The following is an 18,159-nucleotide window of genomic DNA, read 5'->3' as shown; positions in this document are numbered from 1 at the left end:
CCGAACAGCTTGCGCCTTTTCGGGATCATGCTTCTAAAACCGGCTGCACAAACGCAATGCTCGGAAGGTAATCAGGCATTTTTCCGCCGTTTCCGCGGCGCGCCGGTATCAACTATGCGGGAACCGGAAACAGCCTCCGCCTGAAGACTTCGTGACAGAGCGATGACAGTCTGCCACGACTTGAACGCGGTGTCGAATACGGAATAGTAGCATTTTCCCTCATGCAAAAATGTGCTATGGGCTGCGCCGGGGACCAATGAGATCCAAGCAAATAATCAGAAACGGGACGAACCGGATGTCCGATCAGGAACAGGCAGATATACGGCTGGCTGTCGCGCGTCTGAAGCAGGAACATGCTGATTTCGACGCCGCCATCAATGCCATGATTGAGGTGGGCTGCGACCAGTTGCGCATCCAGCGCATGAAGAAGAAGAAACTGGCGATCAAGGACAAGCTTCTGGAATTGGAAGACCGGGTCATCCCGGATATTATCGCCTAAAGCATGATTCCAGAAAAATGCAGGCCTTTTGGATAAGATCATGTTGCTAAAGCAAGGCTATCGGCGCCTTGCCTTGCAGGGCTGTTGCTTTTCGCGTACTTGCCCGTTCAAACCGAGTATTTGCCCTTTCAAACCATGAAGGAAACCGGCGATGGCTGAAACACGGGCCACCGAAAAGCGAGGTGATGTTGCGATCATCATGGGCAGCCAGTCCGACTGGCCGACGATGCGCCATGCCGCCGAGACGCTCGACGCGCTGGGCATCGCCTACGATGCCCGCATCGTTTCCGCCCATCGCACGCCGGACCGTCTCGTGGCCTTCGCCAAGGGCGCCAAGGCCGACGGCTTCAAGGTGATCATCGCCGGGGCCGGCGGCGCCGCGCATCTGCCGGGCATGGCCGCCTCGATGACATCACTGCCCGTTTTCGGCGTGCCGGTGGAATCGAAAGCGCTCTCGGGACAGGATTCACTGCTCTCCATCGTTCAGATGCCGGCAGGCATTCCCGTAGGAACGCTCGCCATCGGCCGTTCCGGCGCGGTCAACGCCGCGCTGCTCGCAGCTGCCGTGCTGGCGCTATCGGACGAATCTCTCGCTGAACGGCTCGACGCGTGGCGGGAAAAGCAAAGCGCTGGTGTCGCCGAGCGCCCGTCGGACGAGGCGTGATCATGCTGCAGCCCGGATCGACGATCGGCATCATCGGCGGTGGCCAGTTGGGCAGGATGCTGGCAATGGCCGCCGCGAAGCTAGGCTTCCGCACCGTCATTCTGGAGCCGCAAGCCGATTGCCCCGCCGCACAAGTGGCTAACCGGCAGATTGTCGCGCCTTATGACGACACGGATGCGCTGGCTGAACTCGCTCGCTCCTGCAACGTCATCACCTATGAATTCGAGAACGTCCCCGTCGAAGCCGCGCTGGAACTCGCGGAGAAAAAACCTGTCTATCCGCCTCCAATCGCGCTTGAAATCTCGCAGGACCGCTTCCGGGAAAAGGCATTTCTCAACGATTGCGACATAGCGACAGCGCCCTGGTATCTGGTGAACGATACGCGAAGCCTCGCCGCCGGTCTGGCAGCTATCGGCGGCCCCGCCATCCTGAAAACGCGACGCCTCGGCTATGACGGCAAGGGGCAGGTGCGGCTCAAGGGCGATGGCAGCGACGATCTGGCGGCAGCGCTTGACGCAATCGGCAATACGCCCGCCATTCTGGAAGGCTTCGTCGCGTTCGAGCGCGAGGTCTCGGTCATCGCCGCGCGGGATCGTGAAGGCGAGTCGCAAGTCTACGACATCGCCGAAAACGTGCATTCCAATGGCATTCTCGCCACCTCCACCGTGCCGGCGGCCATTACGCCGGCGACTGCCGATATGGCCCGCGAGGCGGCGGAAAAACTCATGCATGCCCTCGATTATGTCGGCGTGATGGGTCTGGAATTCTTCGTTCTGGCGGACGGCTCGCTGCTTGCCAATGAATTCGCGCCCCGTGTGCACAATTCCGGCCACTGGACGGAGGCCGCCTGCGCCATATCGCAGTTCGAGCAGCATATCCGCGCCATTGCCGGTCTCCCGCTGGGTGACCCCATCAGGCACAGCGATTGCGTGATGGAGAACCTCATCGGCAACGATATCGCCCGTGTGCCGGAGATTCTGCGCGAACCCCAGGCGGTGCTGCATCTTTATGGCAAGGCGGAGGCGCGGCCCGGCCGCAAGATGGGCCATGTTACCAAGCTTAAACGCAAGAAATAGAGTCGGTTAGCGGGACTTTTTAGCGTCTCGCCTGGCTGCAAAATGCGTCCGCGGGAGTTGACAATGGCCCCTATCCTTGGCTATGTCGCGCCAACCCATTTACGGTATGCCCTAGGGTATGCCTTCATCGATGCCCGGCGACGGGCCAACCAGACCGGTGACTGACATGAAGATCAAGAACTCGCTCAAAGCGCTCAAGGGCCGTCATCGCGACAACCGCATGGTTCGCCGCAAGGGCCGCATTTACATCATCAACAAGACCGCGCCGCGCTTCAAGGCGCGCCAGGGCTGAGTTGATTATGCTGAAGCGGTTGCTTGTCCGCTTCACAAAAAGCGTTTCACTGAAATTCGCATTTGACGTTTCGCTGCGTGCGGTTACCATCGCGCGCATGCGGAACGTTTTTGCCATGCTCGCTCTATCTATCTTTCCCGCGGCTTTGTTAGCCGGGGAAAATACGGCAATAGCGCAGGAGCAAAACCCTGGCGCGGCCCCCTCTCCGGAAAAACTGCCCGACGGAATGACTGAAGCGCAGCAGCGCCGTGCCGATCTCGATCGTCTTTTCGGCGAATTGCGCAAAGAGAGCGACGAAGCCAAGGCGAAGAATATCGCCGGCAAGATTTATGGCCTATGGAACCAGTCGGGCAGCGCCACCATCGACTTGATGATGGGATGGGCCGGCAATGCCATGGCAGATAAGAAATATCCGGTCGCGCTCGATTTCCTCGATGAGGTTACCACCCTCAAGCCCGACTACGCCGAAGGCTGGAATCGCCGCGCCACGCTGTTCTTTTTGATGAATGATTATACCGGCGCCATGCGCGACATAGACCGCACACTCCGCCTGGAACCGCGCCATTTCGCGGCGCTGACAGGCATGGGCGCGATTCTGAGAGAAACGGGCAGCAAGGAATTGGCGCTACGCGCCTATGAACGCGCGCTCGAAGCCTACCCGATGCTGCGTGATGCGCAGAAGGAAGCGGGCGAGATCACGGATGAGCTGACTGATACGCGTACTTGAGGGAAACGCTGGGCGCGCTATGCTCTGCCCGACCGGTTGGGCGCCTTCCTTCCCCCTTGCGGGGATTGAGGAGCGTACGGCCGTAGGCCGAGGAAAAGCCAACGATTTGGCTTTTCCAGCGACGAACCCCGCGGAGCGGGCAGATGGGGGTGGTGATGGCTGCGCTCAATCTGCACCACCCCCACCCGGCCCTTCGGGCCACCCTCCCCGCAAGGGGGAGGGAGAACCGCCCGCCTAAAGAATCAAATCCCCGTCAGCCCATCCGCGCCGATATACGCAATGCGTAGCATGTTGGTGGACCCCGGCGTACGCAGCGGTACGCCAGCCGTGACAATCACCCGGTCACCCGGTTTGGCAAAACCTTCGCGGAAGGCGATATTGCAGGCGCGGTCGACCATGTCGTCCAGATCGCGCGCGTCCTCGGTGACGACGCAATGCAGCCCCCATACGATGGAAAGCCGACGCGCCGTCTCGACGACGGGTGAAAGCGTGATGATCGGCGTCTGTGGCCGCTCGCGCGCCGCCCGCAGGCCGGTGGTGCCCGACGCGGTATAGGTGATGATCGCCGAAAGGCGGAGCGTTTCCGCGATCTGGCGTGCCGCCAGCGAAATCGCGTCGGCGCCGGTCGCCTCTGGCTCAGAGCGTTGTGCATGGATGATGCCAGGATAAGTCGGGTCGCACTCCACCTTTTCCGCAATGCGCGCCATGGTGGCCACTGCCTCGACGGGATAATCACCCGCCGCCGATTCGGCTGAAAGCATGATCGCATCCGCGCCCTCGAACACGGCGGTGGCAACGTCCGACACCTCCGCGCGGGTCGGCACCGGCGCCGTAATCATCGATTCGAGCATCTGCGTGGCGACGACAACCGGCTTGCCGGCGCGCCGCGCTGCGCGCGTGATCTGCTTCTGGATGCCGGGGACGGCTTCCAGCGGCATTTCCACACCCAAATCGCCACGCGCCACCATCAGCGCGTCCGACAGCTCGATGATTTCATCCAAGCGGGTGACTGCCTGCGGCTTTTCGATCTTGGACATGAGCCCGACACGCCCGCGCGCGATCTTGCGCACCTCCGCCAGATCTTCCGGCCGCTGGATAAAGGAGAGCGCCACCCAGTCGATCTCTTCCTTGAGCACCGCGTCCAGGTCCTTGTGGTCCTTTTCAGTCAGCGCGCTCACGCTAAGCGTCGTATCGGGCAGGCTGACACCCTTGCGATCGGAAATTCCCGTGCCGGAAACGACGCGGCAGCGAATCGACTTACCATCGACCTCTTCGGCAATGAGCGTCAGACGCCCGTCATCGATCAAGAGGCGATGCCCAGGCTCGACCGACTGCAGAATTTCCGGATGCGGCAGGAAAACGCGGGTGTTATCGCCAGGCACATCCTGATTGTCGAGCGTGAAAATCTCGCCGGGCGTCAGGCTGACCTTGCTGTCTTTGAACTTGCCGACCCGCAGCTTCGGCCCCTGCAAATCGGCGAGAATACCGATAGGCCGGCCCATTTCACGCTCCACATTGCGGATACGGCGTACCAGCGCGCGCATCGTATCATGGTCGGTATGGCTCATATTGATGCGGAACACATCCGCGCCGGCCTCGAAGAGCTTACGGATCATCGCTTCCTCAGACGAGGCCGGTCCAAGCGTTGCGAGAATTTTGACCTTGCGGCTGCGTCTCATGGATTATTAGTTCCTGTCACTGTCGGATTTTCTGGAGGCGCCTCATCTGTCAGCTGGACCATCCAGCTCGATTGCTCTCCCGTATCGTATTCCTGAAAGCCGGCGCGCTGGAAACCGCGCGCAAAGCAGTCGTTGACCCCAGAGACCTTGAACTCCTTGTCAGCGACGCACATGTTGACCGGCCCGGCCCAGCGCCCCCCACCCTCGGCATCCTCGGCATAGAGATAATAATAGCGCTGGGAGAGCGGCCCTTCGATCAGCGTCTTGCAGCTGGAACCGTTGATATGCCACCAGCCTTCGGTGATCCATCCTGTCTTGGCGCGGTATCCTATCGCCACGCCGACGAGATTCTGCGTCGCATTGCAAACGCGAAAATCGGCGCGCGCCTCCGTTCCCATGAGCATCATGCCCAAAGCAAGAGCGCCGAAAAAGGCCGTGAGGTGTTGAGCGCGCATTCGCGAGCCTGCCACGTTTGAAAATCCCATGTTTTTGGTTGCCCTCTTTTCCGCAGTTTCGCGAATGATGTCAACGCGCCAATCAGGATACCAGAGTATGATCCCAAAAAGTTGCAGACTTTTTGGATAAGATCATACGTCTTGAAAACGGTATGATCCCAAAAAGTTGCAGACTTTTTGGACAAGTGTTGCAAACCGCCTGCTCGCATGGGAAATCGGTAATTGAATGGCAGGAGAACCGGCATGATTGAGCTTGAAGAGCAGCGACGCATCGAATTCGAGGCGGCAGCCTTTCGCGCGCTGGTCGAGCATCTGCGCAAGCGCGATGATGTCCAGAATATCGATCTCATGAACCTGGCCGGCTTCTGCCGCAACTGCCTCGCTAACTGGTACAGGGATGCAGCCGGCGCGGCCGGCGTTGATTTGACCAAGGACGAAGCGCGCGAGATCGTTTACGGCATCCCCTATGAAGAATGGCGAGCGGCACATCAGACGGGAGCGCCGGAAGCGCTCTCTCATAAGCCGTCTCACTGATTATAAACCATATCGCTGACAATATAGGCTGCGAATGACGCGCATCGCGGTCTTGACCCGCCGCACTGCGTCGGGCATCGACTTATTCAAATCCCCCACATTATCTGGAGAACGAATTCATGGACGACATTACAAGCAACACCGCACAGACGGTAGCCGTTGGACAGTTGCGCGCTTTCATCGAGCGCATTGAACGGCTTGAGGAAGAAAAAAAGACGATTTCCGACGACATCAAGGATGTTTACGCCGAACTCAAGGGCACCGGCTTCGATGCCAAGGCCGTGCGCACCATCATCCGCCTGCGCAAGAAGGAAGAGCAGGAGCGCCAGGAAGAAGAAGCGATGATCCAGCTTTATAAGGATGCACTTGGGATGGGGTGAGTGGCGCTTCCGATAGACACGTTGGCGCGAAGCATACCCCCCTCTGCCCTGCCGGGCATCTCCCCCTCAAGGGGGGAGATTGGCCTTCATGGAAGCTTGGCACCAATCGCAAAGGTTGCCGAATGAATACCGGAATTCGTGTCGGCCAATCTCCCCCCTTGAGGGGGAGATGTCCGGCAGGACAGAGGGGGGTGAAGTGCTCCACCAGCGTTTCAATCTAAAAACCGCTGGCGAAAATCCCTACTCCCCCATCTCCTCCCGCAGCATCTCAAGCTCCAGCCATTCCTCTTCCATGGCCGCCTGCGCCTCCCGTTTTTTATCCAGTTCCGCTGCGGTCTTGGCAAAAAGATCGGGATTTTTCGCATAAAGCTGCGGGTCGGCGAGCTTCACTTCCAGCCCGGCAATCTCGGCGGCAACCACCTCCAGCTTGCCCGGCAACGTCTCCAGCGCGAATTTCTGCTTGTAGGAAAGCTTGCGCTTTTCCTCGCGCCTGGGCTCGGATGAAACCGCTTGGGGCTGATTGCGGGAGCCTGAAACCTTGGCCTCGCGTTTCATCAGCGCCGCCTCGCGCCGCTGCGCCATCATGTCGGCATAGCCGCCGGCATATTCGAGCCAGCGCCCCTCGCCCTCCGGCGCGATCACCGACGTCACCGTGCGGTCGAGGAAATCGCGGTCGTGGCTTACAAGGATGACGGTTCCGGCAAAGCCCGTCACCAGCTCCTGCAGGAGATCGAGCGTTTCCATGTCGAGATCATTGGTCGGCTCGTCGAGGATCAAGAGATTGGCCGGGCGCGCCAGCACGCGGGCGAGCATCAGCCGCGCCTTCTCGCCGCCGGACAATTCGCGGATCGGCGTACGCGCCTGTTCCGGCTGGAACAGGAAGTCCTTCATATAGGAGACGACATGGCGCTGCTCACCATTGACGATAACATTCTCCCCTCGCCCATCGGTCAGATAATGCGCCAACGTTTCCGTCGGATCGAGGCTGTCGCGCTTCTGGTCCAGCACGGCCATTTCAAGATTGACGCCAAGCCGCAAGCTGCCCCCGTCGGGAGCAAGCGCGCCGGTCAGCATGGACAGAAGCGTGGTCTTGCCTGCGCCATTGGGTCCGACCAGGCCTATACGATCGCCGCGCATGATCCGGGCGGAGAAATCCTTCACCAGGTCGCGCCCGTCATAGGATTTGCTCAACCCCTTCGCCTCGATGACAAGCTTGCCCGATTCGCGACTGTCGCTCGCTTGAAGCACAGCGCTGCCTTGCGCGCGGCGATGCGTACGGAACTCGTTGCGCATCGAATGCAATTCGCCCAGGCGGCGCATGTTGCGCTTGCGCCGCGCGGTCACGCCATAGCGCAACCAATGCTCCTCGCGCACGATCTGGCGGCCGAGCTTGTGCAAGTCGCGCTCCTCTTCCTCCAATATCTTGTCGCGCCATTCCTCGAACTGGCCGAAGCCCTGTTCCAGCCGGCGCGTCACGCCCCGGTCGAGCCAGATGGTCGAGCGGCTGACATTTTCAAGAAACCGGCGATCGTGCGAGATGACCACGAGGCTGGAGCGGATCTGGCGCAACTCATCCTCAAGCCACTCGATGGTGGTGAGATCGAGATGGTTGGCCGGCTCGTCGAGAAGCAGAATATCCGGCTGCGGCGCGATCACACGCGCAAGTGCGGCGCGCCTCGCCTCACCGCCGGAAAGCTGACCCGGCTTTTCCTCGCCCGTGAGCCCCAGGTGCTCAAGCAGATAGGTGACGCGATAAGGATCGTCGGAAGGTCCGAGCCCGGCTTCCACATAGTCACGCACGTTGGCGAAGCCGTCCATATCCGGCGATTGCGCGAGATAGCGGATCGTCGCGCCCGGATGACGAAACACCTCGCCCGATGTCGGCTCGACAAAGCCTGCCGCTATTTTCAGCAAGGTCGACTTGCCGGAACCATTACGTCCCACCAGCGCGATTCGCTCGCCTTCGCTTACCGAAAGCGCGGCATCCTCCAGCAGCGGCGTACCGCCAAAGGTGAGTTTTATCTGGTCGAGACGGAGAAGCGGAGGAGCCATGGAACTCTGGTCGGTACTGTTGCTGCAAAGAGATTGAACGCGCTTGTCCGTGAGAATGGCGCGCGTGTCAAATGCTGTGCAACGCTCATAACGAAACAGGCCGGGTTTCCCCGGCCTGTCCGAAATCCGTCTGGACCAATATTACTGGCACTGCGCTTCGTACTGGCGGCCATAGGGATCGCGATAAATGCACATGCCCTGGCGCGACTGGGACGCGCCAACGAGTACGCCTGCCAGGCCACCCAGCGCTGCACCTCCCAGTGCACCACGCTTGCCGCCAAGAGCGCCACCGGCTAAGCCGCCGAGAGCAGCGCCGCCTATGCCATAACCGGCGGTACGCTGGTCGGCGGTGGTGCAAGCGGCGGTGGACAGGGCGAGCAGCCCGCTGACGATGATCATCGATAGACGTTTATTCATGGAGATCTCTCCCGTTCAAGAATCAAATCCGGCCAACGTTGCGTCCCCAATGCGGCGAAACAAAGTGCCATCATCCTGTGAAATTGACAATAGGCCGCTTTTTATTCCTCCAAAGTGGCGATCAGGACACCGCATCCGGAACGCAAGCGAAGCCCCAAGGTTCCCCGCGCCACGTTGGAAACCGTAAGAGATGATCCGAATGGCGCCTTCACATTGTCTAACGGCCATTCAGCGTTTTTGATAGTCAGGCCGTCAAGCTCCGTGAAGCCGATAAGGCTGAAAAGCGTCCCGTCGGGCAGGTCGGGCGCGTAACTTCCGGGCAGAATCGGCCACGCCTCTTCCACGCCGCTGGAAAGAAAAATGTCGTGGCCTTTTTCCGCCTGCGCCGTCGCCATGGTGAGGTGCAGCATGGTGTGATCGGTGCGCTCCCCCCCGAACGCGCCGCATAGGATGACGCTGGTGGCGCCAAGCACGAACGCCTCATTGAGCGCCAATTCGCCGTCCGTCATATCCTTATAGGCAGGAAAAGTGCGGCGCGGCACATGTTTGTAGCGCCTCGAAAGCGCTGGCGACGTCGAATCGAAATCCCCCAGCCACAGTTCAGGTTCGACACCGAGAGAAGCGGCATGGCGAATGCCACTATCGGCAGCCAGAACCCGCGCGCCGGCGATCTGGCGCTTGAGCCTGTCCGTTACCGTCAGATGGCCGCCAAGAAGAATGAGAAATTTGCTCATTTCCGGCTCTTATCATGTGCCGCGCGGAGGACGAAAGGGGGCGGCTGCAATGTACTCGTGCGTCCTTCGAGGCTCCGCTTCGCTCCGCACCTCAGGATGAGGAATGCTGTGCATTGCAGTTGGGTCGAGTTGAGCATCGGTTTTAATGTATGATGATACTATACTGATGCAAATCGCGACACTCCTCATCCTGAGGCGCGGAGCGAAGCGGAGCCTCGAAGGACGCACAACAGTCATGCGAAAGAAAAGGCCGATGAAATTCTTGAACCGCCTCGCCCTCACCGCCGCCCTGCTGCTCGGCCTCGCCGCGCCGGCTGCGGCGAAGGACACGCTCACCATCTACACCTATGACAGCTTCACCGCCGACTGGGGCCCCGGCCCCAAGGTGCAGGCGAATTTCGAGAAGACATGCAACTGCACTGTTAATTGGGTTTCCGCGGCGGATGGTGTCGCGTTGCTCAACCGCCTCAGGCTGGAAGGCCCGGACTCGAAGGCGGATATCGTGCTGGGCCTCGACACCAACCTGACGACCGAGGCGAAAGAAAGCGGCCTCTTCGCCCCGCACGGCATCGACACCGCGAACATAAGCGTTCCCGGTGGCTATGAGGACGATACCTTCGTTCCCTACGACTATGGCTATTTCGCCGTCGTCTATGACTCGAAGACACTCCCCAATCCGCCTATAAGCATGAAGGAACTGGTCGAAGGCGATCCCACGCAGAAAATCGTCATCGAGGACCCGCGCACCTCGACGCCGGGTCTGGGCCTGCTGCTCTGGGTCAAGTCGATCTATGGCGACGGCGCAGCAAGTGCTTGGGGCAAGCTGAAAAACCGCGTACTCACGGTTACGCCCGGCTGGTCGGAGGCCTACGGCCTGTTCACCAAGGGAGAAGCGCCAATGGTGCTTTCCTACACCACCTCGCCCGCCTATCACATCATCACCGACAAGGAGACCCGCTATAAGGCGCTGGCCTTCCCCGAGGGGAACTATCTGCAGATCGAACTCGCGGCCAAGACGCAAAAAGGCGCGAAAAATCCGCTATCGGCGAAGTTCCTGCAGTTCATGACAGGCCCCGGCTTTCAGGATGTCATTCCCGAAACCAACTGGATGTTCCCTGCCGGCAAAACGTCTGAGCCGCTCGATCCCGCTTTCGATACGCTGGTGAAGCCCGCGAAGACGCTGCTGTTGCCGTCCGATGAAGTGGCGAAGAACCGCAAGGCGTGGATCGATGAGTGGCTCGCGGCGATGAGTAAGTGATGGCGGCGGGGGTATCTGGTTCTCACCCCCCTCTGCCCTGCCGGGCATCTCCCCCTCAAGGGGGGAGATTACGCCTTCAGAGCGCTCGCCACCAATCGCAGAAGCTGAAAGGTGAACGGCATGGTTCTCGTCAGCCAATCTCCCCCCTTGAGGGGGAGATGCCTGGCAAGGCAGAGGGGGGTGAAGTGCCCCGCGACACATGCCGTTAGCACACCCCAAACCCCTCGCCGGCGCCCTCGCCCTCGCTTTCCTCGCCCTCCTCGCCGGGGGCGCGCTGTTCTCGCTCGCCTTCGAAGCCTCCCGCGAAACGGGCGATACCCTTGCCGCATTCAACCCCTATCTCTGGCGGGTGGCGCGTTTCACGCTCTGGCAGGCGCTGCTTTCGACGGCGCTTTCGGTCGGGCTTGCCATTCCCGTAGCCCGCGCCCTCCATGCGCATCAACATTTCATGGGCCGCGCTTTCGTCCTGCGGCTCTTCGCTCTCCCCCTCGCCCTGCCTGCCCTCGTCGCCGTGTTCGGCATAACCAGCATCTACGGGCGCGCGGGTCTTATCGCCCATATCTCGCAATATTTCGGCTATGGCCTCCCCGATATTTACGGCCTGACCGGCATCCTCCTGGCGCATGTTTTTTTCAATCTCCCTCTCGCGGTGCGCCTCCTTTTGGCCGGGCTCGATTCTATTCCTGCCGATTACTGGAAACTTTCAGCGCAACTCGGCATGGGAAACGGAGCGCGCTTTCGCCTCATCGAATGGCCGGCCATGGCCCGCAATCTGCCCGGCATCATGGGCCTCATCTTCATGCTCTGCGTCACCTCGTTCACCATCGTGCTGACACTGGGCGGCGGTCCCCGCGCGACGACGCTGGAAGTGGCGGTCTATCAGTCGCTTCATTTCGATTTCGATATCGGCCAGGCAGTGGCCCTGACGCTCACGCAACTCGCCCTCACCCTCGCTATTCTCTCAGCTTTTCGCCTCACCGGCAGGCCCACCGAGGAAGGCTTCTCACTCGCCGTCACCACAAGGCGTTATGAAAAGCTCAGGGTTGGCGAGAAACTCGCCGATCTCACCCTCATCCTCCTCGCCTTCCTGTTCGTCGCCTTGCCGATTGCGGGCATGGTGGTCTCCGGGCTTTCCGCCGATTTCGCTAGGTTGTTTAGCGACCGTTCGGTATGGCGGGCGATTGCGACAAGCCTTGCGCTAGGCGGCGCGGCGGCGCTCCTTTCCGTCATTCTTTCCCTCGCCCTTGTCGCCGCGCGTCAGGCGGTGGCGGCAGCCAAAAAACACCCCCTCTTCGAACGCGCGCTAGACACCGGCGCCAGCCTTATCCTGGTCGTGCCGCCCATCGTCATCGGCGCGGGATGGTTCATCTGGCTTCGCCATTTCGCCGATCCGTTCGTTTTCGCGGCCCCGATGGTGATAACCGTCAACGCCGCCATGGCCATGCCCTTCGCCGTGCGGCTTCTGCGCCCGGTATGGGACACGACAAGCGCGCGGCATGACAGGCTTTGCGCCCAGCTGGGCATTTCCGGCTGGACGCGCTTGGCGCTGATCCGCTGGCCGGTGCTCCGCCGCCCATTGGGCGTCGCCTTCGCCTTCGCGATGGCCCTGTCGCTCGGCGATCTCGGCACCATCGCGCTTTTCGGCAGCGAGGATGTGCAGACCTTGCCCTATCTCCTGTTGCAGCGCATGAGCAGCTACCGCACATTGGATGCGGCAGGGCTGGCGCTGATTCTAGGCGTTTTGAGCCTCGGGCTGATGATTCTGGCCGACCGTGGATCACGCAAGGAAAGCATGCAATGAGCGGCAGGAGGAAAGGAGCGGAAGTCGCGCTGAAAGACGTCCGCTTCAACTACGGCGAGATGCGAATGCATTTCGACCTGACCGTGCCGCCCGCCCGTATCGCCGCCATTATCGGCCCAAGCGGCTCCGGCAAATCCACGCTGCTCAATCTGATCGCCGGCTTCGAGACGCCGCAATCGGGCGAAATTCTCATCAATGGCGTCGATGTCACGCGCATTGCGCCGGAGGAGCGCCCGGTTTCCATGGTGTTTCAGGACAACAATCTTTTCGCCCATCTCGATGTCGAGACTAATGTTGCGCTTGGACGCTCGCCCAAGCTGAAACTGACCGATGCCGACCGCGCCGCGGTAAACAGCGCCATCGCCCGCGTCGGCCTTACCGGCAAGGAAAAGCGCAAACCGGAAGCGCTCTCAGGCGGCGAAAGGCAGCGCGTAGCCATCGCCCGCGCGCTCGTCCGCAACCGCCCGGTTTTGTTGCTCGACGAAGCCTTCGCTTCGCTCGGCCCCGCGTTGCGAAACCAGATGCTCGATCTCGTGAAGGCGCTACACCAGGAAATGTCGATGACCATTTTGATGGTCACGCATCACCCGGAAGATGCACTCCATTTGGACGCCATGCTGTTTTTCCTGGAAAACGGCGCGGTCACAGCGCGAGGGCCGGCCCGCAAGCTGCTCTCGGATACAGGCCCAGCGGCGCTGAAGCGCTATATGGGTACAGTCACCTAATCGCCGGCTGCTATCCACAGAGAGGGTTCTTCGCCTGAAACTTCATCGTCTTGCAGGCAGGAATATTTAGGCTGGTGTCAAAAGCCATATTGCCGTCATTCCTGTGCTTGTCACAGGAATCCATGCCTCAAGGTGAAACAGTCCGCACCGATAAAAGAAACCACCGTTTCAACCTAAAAATGAAATGCCCTAGGCTGACGGCGGGTATTGCAACTCTGAGATGTATATGCTAAGTTGTCTTGCCTAATCGCAGCGGCGGCTTAGCTGATTCATCATAGCCGTTATTATTTCAGAAAATCCATAAGCGACATTAGTTAAGTACGATACGATTTTGCGATTAATATATTGACATATTTAAACTATATTAGGAGGAATTCATATGAATACGAAATGGACGTCCCTGCTCTTGGCGGGGGTGATCGGTATTGCCTGCGCCTCGGCTACATTTGCGCAGCAGCAACCGGCGGAAAGCCCGCCAAAGGCAAGACCGGGCCAAACTACGGCCGGTCCAAATACTGATGAAATGGGTAGCGCACTGGACCCGGCTCTCGACGCCTGGGGACAGCAGATGGCTAACACACCACTGCCTGGTGCGTGGTGCTATAAAGTCACCTATCCAAGCGTCAAATGGGAAGACGCCGATCCTTATCTCTGCGGCTACAATTACCCGGAAAATAAACTGCCGGCATCCAGGACTAGCGTGTCTGCACAAAAGCAAGTCGGCAATGGCACGGGGTGGTACCTGCAAGCTCCAGCGGGATTTATTTCGCAAGCCGTCGGCTCTTTCCCTTCAATGAGCAACGTGACATCCGTAGAGAGTACGTATCCCGGCAGCGTTACAGTTCCCGAATCATTCTCGGTGCAATTGAATACAAATACCGCGCCAACCAGGTGTGCCGGCATCGGCGAATGTACGCTCTGGCAACAATTTACTCTAAACGTTTATATGCAAGATGAGGTACCAGTTCTGCAACTATGGTATTGGGCGACGGGTCAACTGTACCCGTATACTATTTCCACCGGCATTCCGGACCGCACCACGCATACTGGTTCTCTCAATGATCGTGATTTTCTCAATATACACGATCTTCCATATATAAAAATATATGGAAATGTCGGTCGAGATAATGGCAAGGGATCAAAAACGTTGGATGCCGCAATACTCCAGCACAATGATAACATGTATGCCATAACGGTCGATACAACCCAAATAGGCATGCCATGGACGAATATGTCGACTTTATGGAACGCTGTCGAAGTCAACGTTTTCGGGCGAGCCCCTGAATGGTTCAACGCGAATTTCAATAGCCGGGCCCAACTGACGGTGAAAGCCGGCGCTTGGTATGATAATTACCAAAATGGCATCGCTCCGACCTGCGGCTCCGGCAGTCCAGCTTCAAATACAGGCATGCCTTATACGAATAATTTGTATTTAGGGTATTGCCAGGCCGCCGGTTTTGACAACGCAAACCCTGACTCCTATCCCTACATTCAATTCGAAGAAGCCTTTGTCCCGCCTCCGGTGATCACGTCACCTAAGGACGGGGATAGTTCAACGAACCAGTTCCCGCTGGTCGCGGGCGAGGGAGCGGCAGGATCCATGATCTACGTAACCCTGGATGAAGAGAAACAATGGTGCAGGACAGCGGTCCTAAGTGAGAATACCTGGACGTGCCCTTCGAAGCAAGTGAGCCCCGGCAAACATACAATTTACGCGACGCAGAGCCAAAGTCTGGGTAATAGCGCCCCAGCAGCCGTGAGTTTTGAAATAACACAGTGAGCGGCTCTATAGCTGGACCAACTTGAATTCCTGAAACGTGCCCGCCCTTCAGCCGAAGGGCGGGCGTTTCAGTGTCAGCCAGCCCAATTCTGCTCGATTACAAGCCCGGCGGCAAAGTGTCCATTTGGACGCATATGCGGCGGATTTGACATATTTTACCCCCAATCGGCGGCAAGAAGCTGCGTCGATATGAGAGTCGCTCTTCATGCGCCGCGTGCTCTCTGCTAAGCAGGTCGAGGAAAAGCGCGAAGCGGTTTTCCGTCCGGGCTTGCGTAAACGAGACGCGTGGCGCGGAAAATGGCGACATATTCACGGGCGAGGACAAAAGACTGAATTCGCAGTCGGCACCAGCATACGCAACGCGCCAGATGAAACGTGTGCGGTCGTCGGGAACCATCGTTTCCGGCATGTACATGCTTGCCTTTCTGTCCGGCTGCCAGGCGCTTGATCTGGGCAAGGAAGATGCCGCGCTTGGGCCCTCCGCCAATCCGATCACGGTCGATAATGTCACGCGCAACGACCGGCTGGCGAAAATCGGTGCGGAACAGCACCCCCGCATCCTCGCCACCTATGGCGGGGAGTACAAGGATCCGAAGCTTGAGCGCATGGTCGCCAAGATCGTCGGCAAACTGACGCTTGTGTCAGAAAATCCGAACCAGACCTACCGCATTACCATTCTCAATTCGCCCAATATCAACGCCTTCGCCCTGCCGGGCGGATATGTCTATGTCACGCGCGGGCTCCTGGGACTTGCCAATGATTCGGCGGAAGTCGCCGCCGTCATCGCGCATGAAATGGCGCACGTCACCTCAAACCATGGTGTCCAGCGCCAGCAGAAGGAAGCGGAAGCCGCCATTGCCGGCCGGGTCGTCTCCGAGGTGCTGCATGACGACATGACAGGCCGCGAGGCGCTTCTGCGCGGCAAGTTGAAACTCGCGCAATTCTCCCGCAATCAGGAGCTTCAGGCAGACGCGGTCGGCATCAAATCTGTCGGCGGGGTGGGTTACGATCCCTTCGCCGCCGCACGCTTCCTGCAATCCATGGAAGCCTATACGAGCTTTCGCTCCGTTTCCGGCGCCACCGATGCGAGCCTGGACTTTCTGGCCACGCACCCGGCGACACCGCAACGCGTGGAGCTTGCCATGGGCCATGCGCGCCGCATCGGCGCACCAGGCGTCGGCACGACGGATCGCGATGCCTTTCTCGATGGCATCGATGGCCTGCTCTATGGCGATACGCCCGATGAAGGCTATGTACGAGGCCGCGCTTTTATCCACCCCAAACTCGGCGTGACCTTCACCGTGCCTGAGGATTTCACCATCGACAATTCGGCCGACGCCGTCATGGCGACCGGCCCGGGGGAAGTCGCGGTCCGGTTCGATGGCGCGCAACTCGCCTCTGGATCGAGCCTGACCGACTATATCAAGAGCGGCTGGGTATCGGGCCTCGATGAATCGACCGTCCGCGCGACAACATTGAATGGAATGCCCGCGGCCACCGCGCGCGCCGGCGCAGACCGCTGGCAATTCGACATTGTGGTCGTCGGCGCGGGAGGCAAGGTCTATCGCTTCCTCACCGCAGCGCCCAAAGGCAGTACGACTCTCCTGCCAGCCTCGCAAGCTGTCACCAACAGTTTCAGGCTTCTTTCACCTGCCGAAAAAGAAGCGGTCAAGCCACTCCGCATCCGTGTGATTACGGTGAAACCGGGAGAAACCATCGGCACGCTGGCAGCCCGGATGCAGGGCACCGACCGCAAACTCGACCTCTTCCGCCTCCTCAACGCGCTGCCTCCGGGTGGGACGGTCTCGGTGGGCGACCGTGCGAAGATTATTAGCGAATAATGAGCAGTGAGCAGTGAGCAGTGAGCAGTGAGCAGTGAGCAGTGAGCAGAATAACGCAAGTTTTTGCTCTTTTACTATTGCCTCACTGCTTACCGCTCACCCCCTTCACGCCTGATACGCTGAAAGCTCATGCTTGCTGAGAAGAGCGGTTTTAAGCTTTTCCAGCGCCCGGTTTTCGATCTGTCGCACACGCTCCTTCGATATTCCGAGGCGTTCGCCCAGCGTCTCCAGCGTTACCCCTTCGTCGTCCAGCCGGCGCTGGCGGATGATTTGCAGTTCGCGCTCGTTAAGTACAGCCAGCGCTTGCCCGAGCCATGACGATCGGCGTTCCTTATCAATCGTCTCTTCTGCGATTTCATCCGGTAGCAGGCTTTCGTCCATTAGAAAATCTATGCCTTCCGCATTGCCGCCTTCATCGCCTGCAATGGGCGCGCTCAGCGAATGATCGGGACCGGAAAGCCGATGGTCCATCAATTCCACATCCGCCATCGGTACGCCGAGGTGAACGGAAATACGCCGATGGATATCTCCAGGTGAGAGTTCTTCCCCGCTCTGCGCCAGCCTGGCGCGCAAGCGACGCAAATTGAAGAACAGCGCTTTCTGTGATGAGCTTGTACCGCCGCGCACGATCGACCAGTTACGCAGGATATGATCCTGCATGGCGGCGCGCACCCACCATGTCGCATAGGTGGAGAACCGCACTTCGCGCTCCGGATCGAAGCGGATAGCAGCCTCCAGAAGCCCGACATGTCCCTCCTGGATCAGGTCGCTCATAGGCAGGTTGAATTTGCGGAACCGCGAAGCCATCGCGATGACCAGCCGCATATGCGCCGAAACGATGCGCTCCAGCGCTTGCCTGTCCTTCTTTTTCTTCCACCGGATTGCCAGTTCCCGCTCCTCGTCGCGCGCCAGATAGGGCGCGGCCATGGCGCTCCGCATCATCGATTGGTCCAGAGACACCCGGAGGCGGCCAAGAGACGAACGGGAAGTGGAGGAACGGCTTTCGGCGAGCTGCTGCATTATCGTTCTCCTCTGGTGCTGGGCGGGGCTTGGTGCAAACGCACGAAATGCCCAGCGGTTCCGCATCGGCCCGTTCGGGCAAGCGGAAATGGAAACCTGCAGCCGAATAGCAAAAAAGCCCGGCATAGCGTGAACTGACCCCCGAAAGTTGGATGTCAACCTTCGGGGGTTTTTCATGTCCAGGCACAGCACTGCTTTCAAGCATTCTGTTGTGGAATTTTATCG

General features: G+C 59.4%; 18 protein-coding genes. 12 read left to right on the top strand and 6 right to left on the bottom strand.

Going from position 1 to position 18,159, the window contains the following annotated elements; genetic code table 11:
• The first annotated feature begins 295 nt into the window (after positions 1-295).
• From C7477_RS06560 to C7477_RS06540, 5 genes are all read left to right on the top strand, one after another.
• Positions 296-499, top strand: coding sequence for a YdcH family protein (locus tag C7477_RS06560; protein WP_110750326.1), 204 nt, complete (start codon positions 296-298; stop codon positions 497-499).
• A gap of 151 nt (positions 500-650) precedes the next feature.
• Positions 651-1,163 (top strand): 5-(carboxyamino)imidazole ribonucleotide mutase, encoded by a 513-nt coding sequence (gene purE / locus C7477_RS06555; protein WP_110750324.1) that lies wholly within the window; start codon positions 651-653, stop codon positions 1,161-1,163.
• Positions 1,164-1,165: 2 nt separating this feature from the next.
• The gene (locus tag C7477_RS06550) at positions 1,166-2,239 is read left to right on the top strand and encodes a 5-(carboxyamino)imidazole ribonucleotide synthase (protein ID WP_110750628.1); all 1,074 of its coding nucleotides are present in this window, start codon (positions 1,166-1,168) and stop codon (positions 2,237-2,239) included.
• Positions 2,240-2,405: 166 nt separating this feature from the next.
• Positions 2,406-2,531, top strand: a complete 126-nt coding sequence (ykgO, locus tag C7477_RS06545; protein ID WP_068883155.1) for a type B 50S ribosomal protein L36 — start codon at positions 2,406-2,408, stop codon at positions 2,529-2,531.
• Between the two features lie 97 nt (positions 2,532-2,628).
• Positions 2,629-3,258, top strand: a complete 630-nt coding sequence (locus C7477_RS06540; protein WP_110750626.1) for a tetratricopeptide repeat protein — start codon at positions 2,629-2,631, stop codon at positions 3,256-3,258.
• A gap of 242 nt (positions 3,259-3,500) precedes the next feature.
• On the opposite strand, the gene pyk is transcribed toward C7477_RS06540, so the two are convergent.
• Together pyk and C7477_RS06530 are read right to left on the bottom strand one after the other, a co-directional pair.
• Complete coding sequence (gene pyk, locus C7477_RS06535; protein WP_110750322.1) at positions 3,501-4,937, bottom strand: pyruvate kinase; 1,437 nt, start codon at positions 4,935-4,937, stop codon at positions 3,501-3,503.
• On the bottom strand, positions 4,934-5,344 hold the full coding sequence (locus tag C7477_RS06530) for a DUF1036 domain-containing protein (RefSeq protein WP_245411753.1): 411 nt from the start codon (positions 5,342-5,344) through the stop codon (positions 4,934-4,936). The genes pyk and C7477_RS06530 overlap by 4 nt, the downstream gene beginning before the upstream one ends.
• A gap of 291 nt (positions 5,345-5,635) precedes the next feature.
• On the opposite strand from C7477_RS06530, the gene C7477_RS06525 reads away from it, so the two are divergent.
• Positions 5,636-5,926 (top strand): DUF1244 domain-containing protein, encoded by a 291-nt coding sequence (locus C7477_RS06525; protein WP_110750317.1) that lies wholly within the window; start codon positions 5,636-5,638, stop codon positions 5,924-5,926.
• Positions 5,927-6,045: 119 nt separating this feature from the next.
• Positions 6,046-6,306: a DUF2312 domain-containing protein gene (locus tag C7477_RS06520; protein WP_110750315.1), complete on the top strand. Its 261-nt coding sequence runs from the start codon at positions 6,046-6,048 to the stop codon at positions 6,304-6,306.
• Positions 6,307-6,546: 240 nt separating this feature from the next.
• On the opposite strand, the gene C7477_RS06515 is transcribed toward C7477_RS06520, so the two are convergent.
• From C7477_RS06515 to C7477_RS06505, 3 genes are all read right to left on the bottom strand, one after another.
• Positions 6,547-8,358, bottom strand: coding sequence for an ABC-F family ATP-binding cassette domain-containing protein (locus C7477_RS06515; protein ID WP_110750313.1), 1,812 nt, complete (start codon positions 8,356-8,358; stop codon positions 6,547-6,549).
• Between the two features lie 141 nt (positions 8,359-8,499).
• Positions 8,500-8,775, bottom strand: coding sequence for a hypothetical protein (locus C7477_RS06510; RefSeq protein WP_110750311.1), 276 nt, complete (start codon positions 8,773-8,775; stop codon positions 8,500-8,502).
• Positions 8,776-8,876: 101 nt separating this feature from the next.
• Entirely contained in the window at positions 8,877-9,509 is a 633-nt protein-coding gene (locus tag C7477_RS06505; protein WP_110750309.1) for a thiamine diphosphokinase, read from the bottom strand.
• Positions 9,510-9,762: 253 nt separating this feature from the next.
• On the opposite strand from C7477_RS06505, the gene thiB reads away from it, so the two are divergent.
• The 5 genes from thiB to C7477_RS06470 all read left to right on the top strand — a co-directional run bounded on the left by thiB (position 9,763) and on the right by C7477_RS06470 (position 16,914).
• Positions 9,763-10,767: a thiamine ABC transporter substrate binding subunit gene (gene thiB, locus C7477_RS06500; protein ID WP_110750624.1), complete on the top strand. Its 1,005-nt coding sequence runs from the start codon at positions 9,763-9,765 to the stop codon at positions 10,765-10,767.
• Positions 10,768-10,966: 199 nt separating this feature from the next.
• Complete coding sequence (gene thiP, locus C7477_RS06490; protein ID WP_110750305.1) at positions 10,967-12,568, top strand: thiamine/thiamine pyrophosphate ABC transporter permease; 1,602 nt, start codon at positions 10,967-10,969, stop codon at positions 12,566-12,568.
• Positions 12,565-13,293 carry a thiamine ABC transporter ATP-binding protein gene (gene thiQ, locus C7477_RS06485; protein WP_110750303.1) on the top strand — a complete coding sequence of 243 codons (729 nt, stop codon included), beginning with the start codon at positions 12,565-12,567 and terminating at the stop codon, positions 13,291-13,293. Before thiP ends, thiQ begins: the two co-directional genes overlap by 4 nt.
• A gap of 379 nt (positions 13,294-13,672) precedes the next feature.
• Complete coding sequence (locus tag C7477_RS06480) at positions 13,673-15,073, top strand: hypothetical protein (protein ID WP_110750301.1); 1,401 nt, start codon at positions 13,673-13,675, stop codon at positions 15,071-15,073.
• 368 nt (positions 15,074-15,441) lie between these two features.
• Complete coding sequence (locus C7477_RS06470; RefSeq protein ID WP_245411747.1) at positions 15,442-16,914, top strand: M48 family metalloprotease; 1,473 nt, start codon at positions 15,442-15,444, stop codon at positions 16,912-16,914.
• A gap of 105 nt (positions 16,915-17,019) precedes the next feature.
• Here the strand turns inward: C7477_RS06470 and C7477_RS06465 are convergent, their stop codons facing one another.
• A complete protein-coding gene (locus tag C7477_RS06465) occupies positions 17,020-17,856 on the bottom strand; it encodes an RNA polymerase factor sigma-32 (protein ID WP_110750622.1) in 837 nt (278 codons plus the stop codon).
• Positions 17,857-18,159 lie beyond the last annotated feature (303 nt).

This window comes from Paramesorhizobium leguminum (assembly GCF_003217235.1).
GTDB lineage: Bacteria > Pseudomonadota > Alphaproteobacteria > Rhizobiales > Rhizobiaceae > Paramesorhizobium > Paramesorhizobium leguminum.
Note: the sequence above shows the minus strand (reverse complement) of the source record. Positions and strands in the feature narration are given on the sequence as shown.

Excerpts from the sequence above, each read along its gene's own strand:
- thiB (WP_110750624.1), top strand. The coding sequence starts at position 9,763 with ATGAAATTCTTGAACCGCCTCGCCCTCACCGCCGCCCTGCTGCTCGGC.
- C7477_RS06465 (WP_110750622.1), bottom strand. The coding sequence starts at position 17,856 with ATGATGCGGAGCGCCATGGCCGCGCCCTATCTGGCGCGCGACGAGGAG.
- ykgO (WP_068883155.1), top strand. The coding sequence starts at position 2,406 with ATGAAGATCAAGAACTCGCTCAAAGCGCTCAAGGGCCGTCATCGCGAC.
- C7477_RS06540 (WP_110750626.1), top strand. The coding sequence starts at position 2,629 with ATGCGGAACGTTTTTGCCATGCTCGCTCTATCTATCTTTCCCGCGGCT.
- thiQ (WP_110750303.1), top strand. The coding sequence starts at position 12,565 with ATGAGCGGCAGGAGGAAAGGAGCGGAAGTCGCGCTGAAAGACGTCCGC.
- C7477_RS06520 (WP_110750315.1), top strand. The coding sequence starts at position 6,046 with ATGGACGACATTACAAGCAACACCGCACAGACGGTAGCCGTTGGACAG.
- C7477_RS06470 (WP_245411747.1), top strand. The coding sequence starts at position 15,442 with ATGAAACGTGTGCGGTCGTCGGGAACCATCGTTTCCGGCATGTACATG.
- C7477_RS06560 (WP_110750326.1), top strand. The coding sequence starts at position 296 with ATGTCCGATCAGGAACAGGCAGATATACGGCTGGCTGTCGCGCGTCTG.
- purE (WP_110750324.1), top strand. The coding sequence starts at position 651 with ATGGCTGAAACACGGGCCACCGAAAAGCGAGGTGATGTTGCGATCATC.
- C7477_RS06530 (WP_245411753.1), bottom strand. The coding sequence starts at position 5,344 with ATGATGCTCATGGGAACGGAGGCGCGCGCCGATTTTCGCGTTTGCAAT.
- C7477_RS06525 (WP_110750317.1), top strand. The coding sequence starts at position 5,636 with ATGATTGAGCTTGAAGAGCAGCGACGCATCGAATTCGAGGCGGCAGCC.
- C7477_RS06505 (WP_110750309.1), bottom strand. The coding sequence starts at position 9,509 with ATGAGCAAATTTCTCATTCTTCTTGGCGGCCATCTGACGGTAACGGAC.
- thiP (WP_110750305.1), top strand. The coding sequence starts at position 10,967 with ATGCCGTTAGCACACCCCAAACCCCTCGCCGGCGCCCTCGCCCTCGCT.
- C7477_RS06515 (WP_110750313.1), bottom strand. The coding sequence starts at position 8,358 with ATGGCTCCTCCGCTTCTCCGTCTCGACCAGATAAAACTCACCTTTGGC.
- C7477_RS06510 (WP_110750311.1), bottom strand. The coding sequence starts at position 8,775 with ATGAATAAACGTCTATCGATGATCATCGTCAGCGGGCTGCTCGCCCTG.
- C7477_RS06480 (WP_110750301.1), top strand. The coding sequence starts at position 13,673 with ATGAATACGAAATGGACGTCCCTGCTCTTGGCGGGGGTGATCGGTATT.
- C7477_RS06550 (WP_110750628.1), top strand. The coding sequence starts at position 1,166 with ATGCTGCAGCCCGGATCGACGATCGGCATCATCGGCGGTGGCCAGTTG.
- pyk (WP_110750322.1), bottom strand. The coding sequence starts at position 4,937 with ATGAGACGCAGCCGCAAGGTCAAAATTCTCGCAACGCTTGGACCGGCC.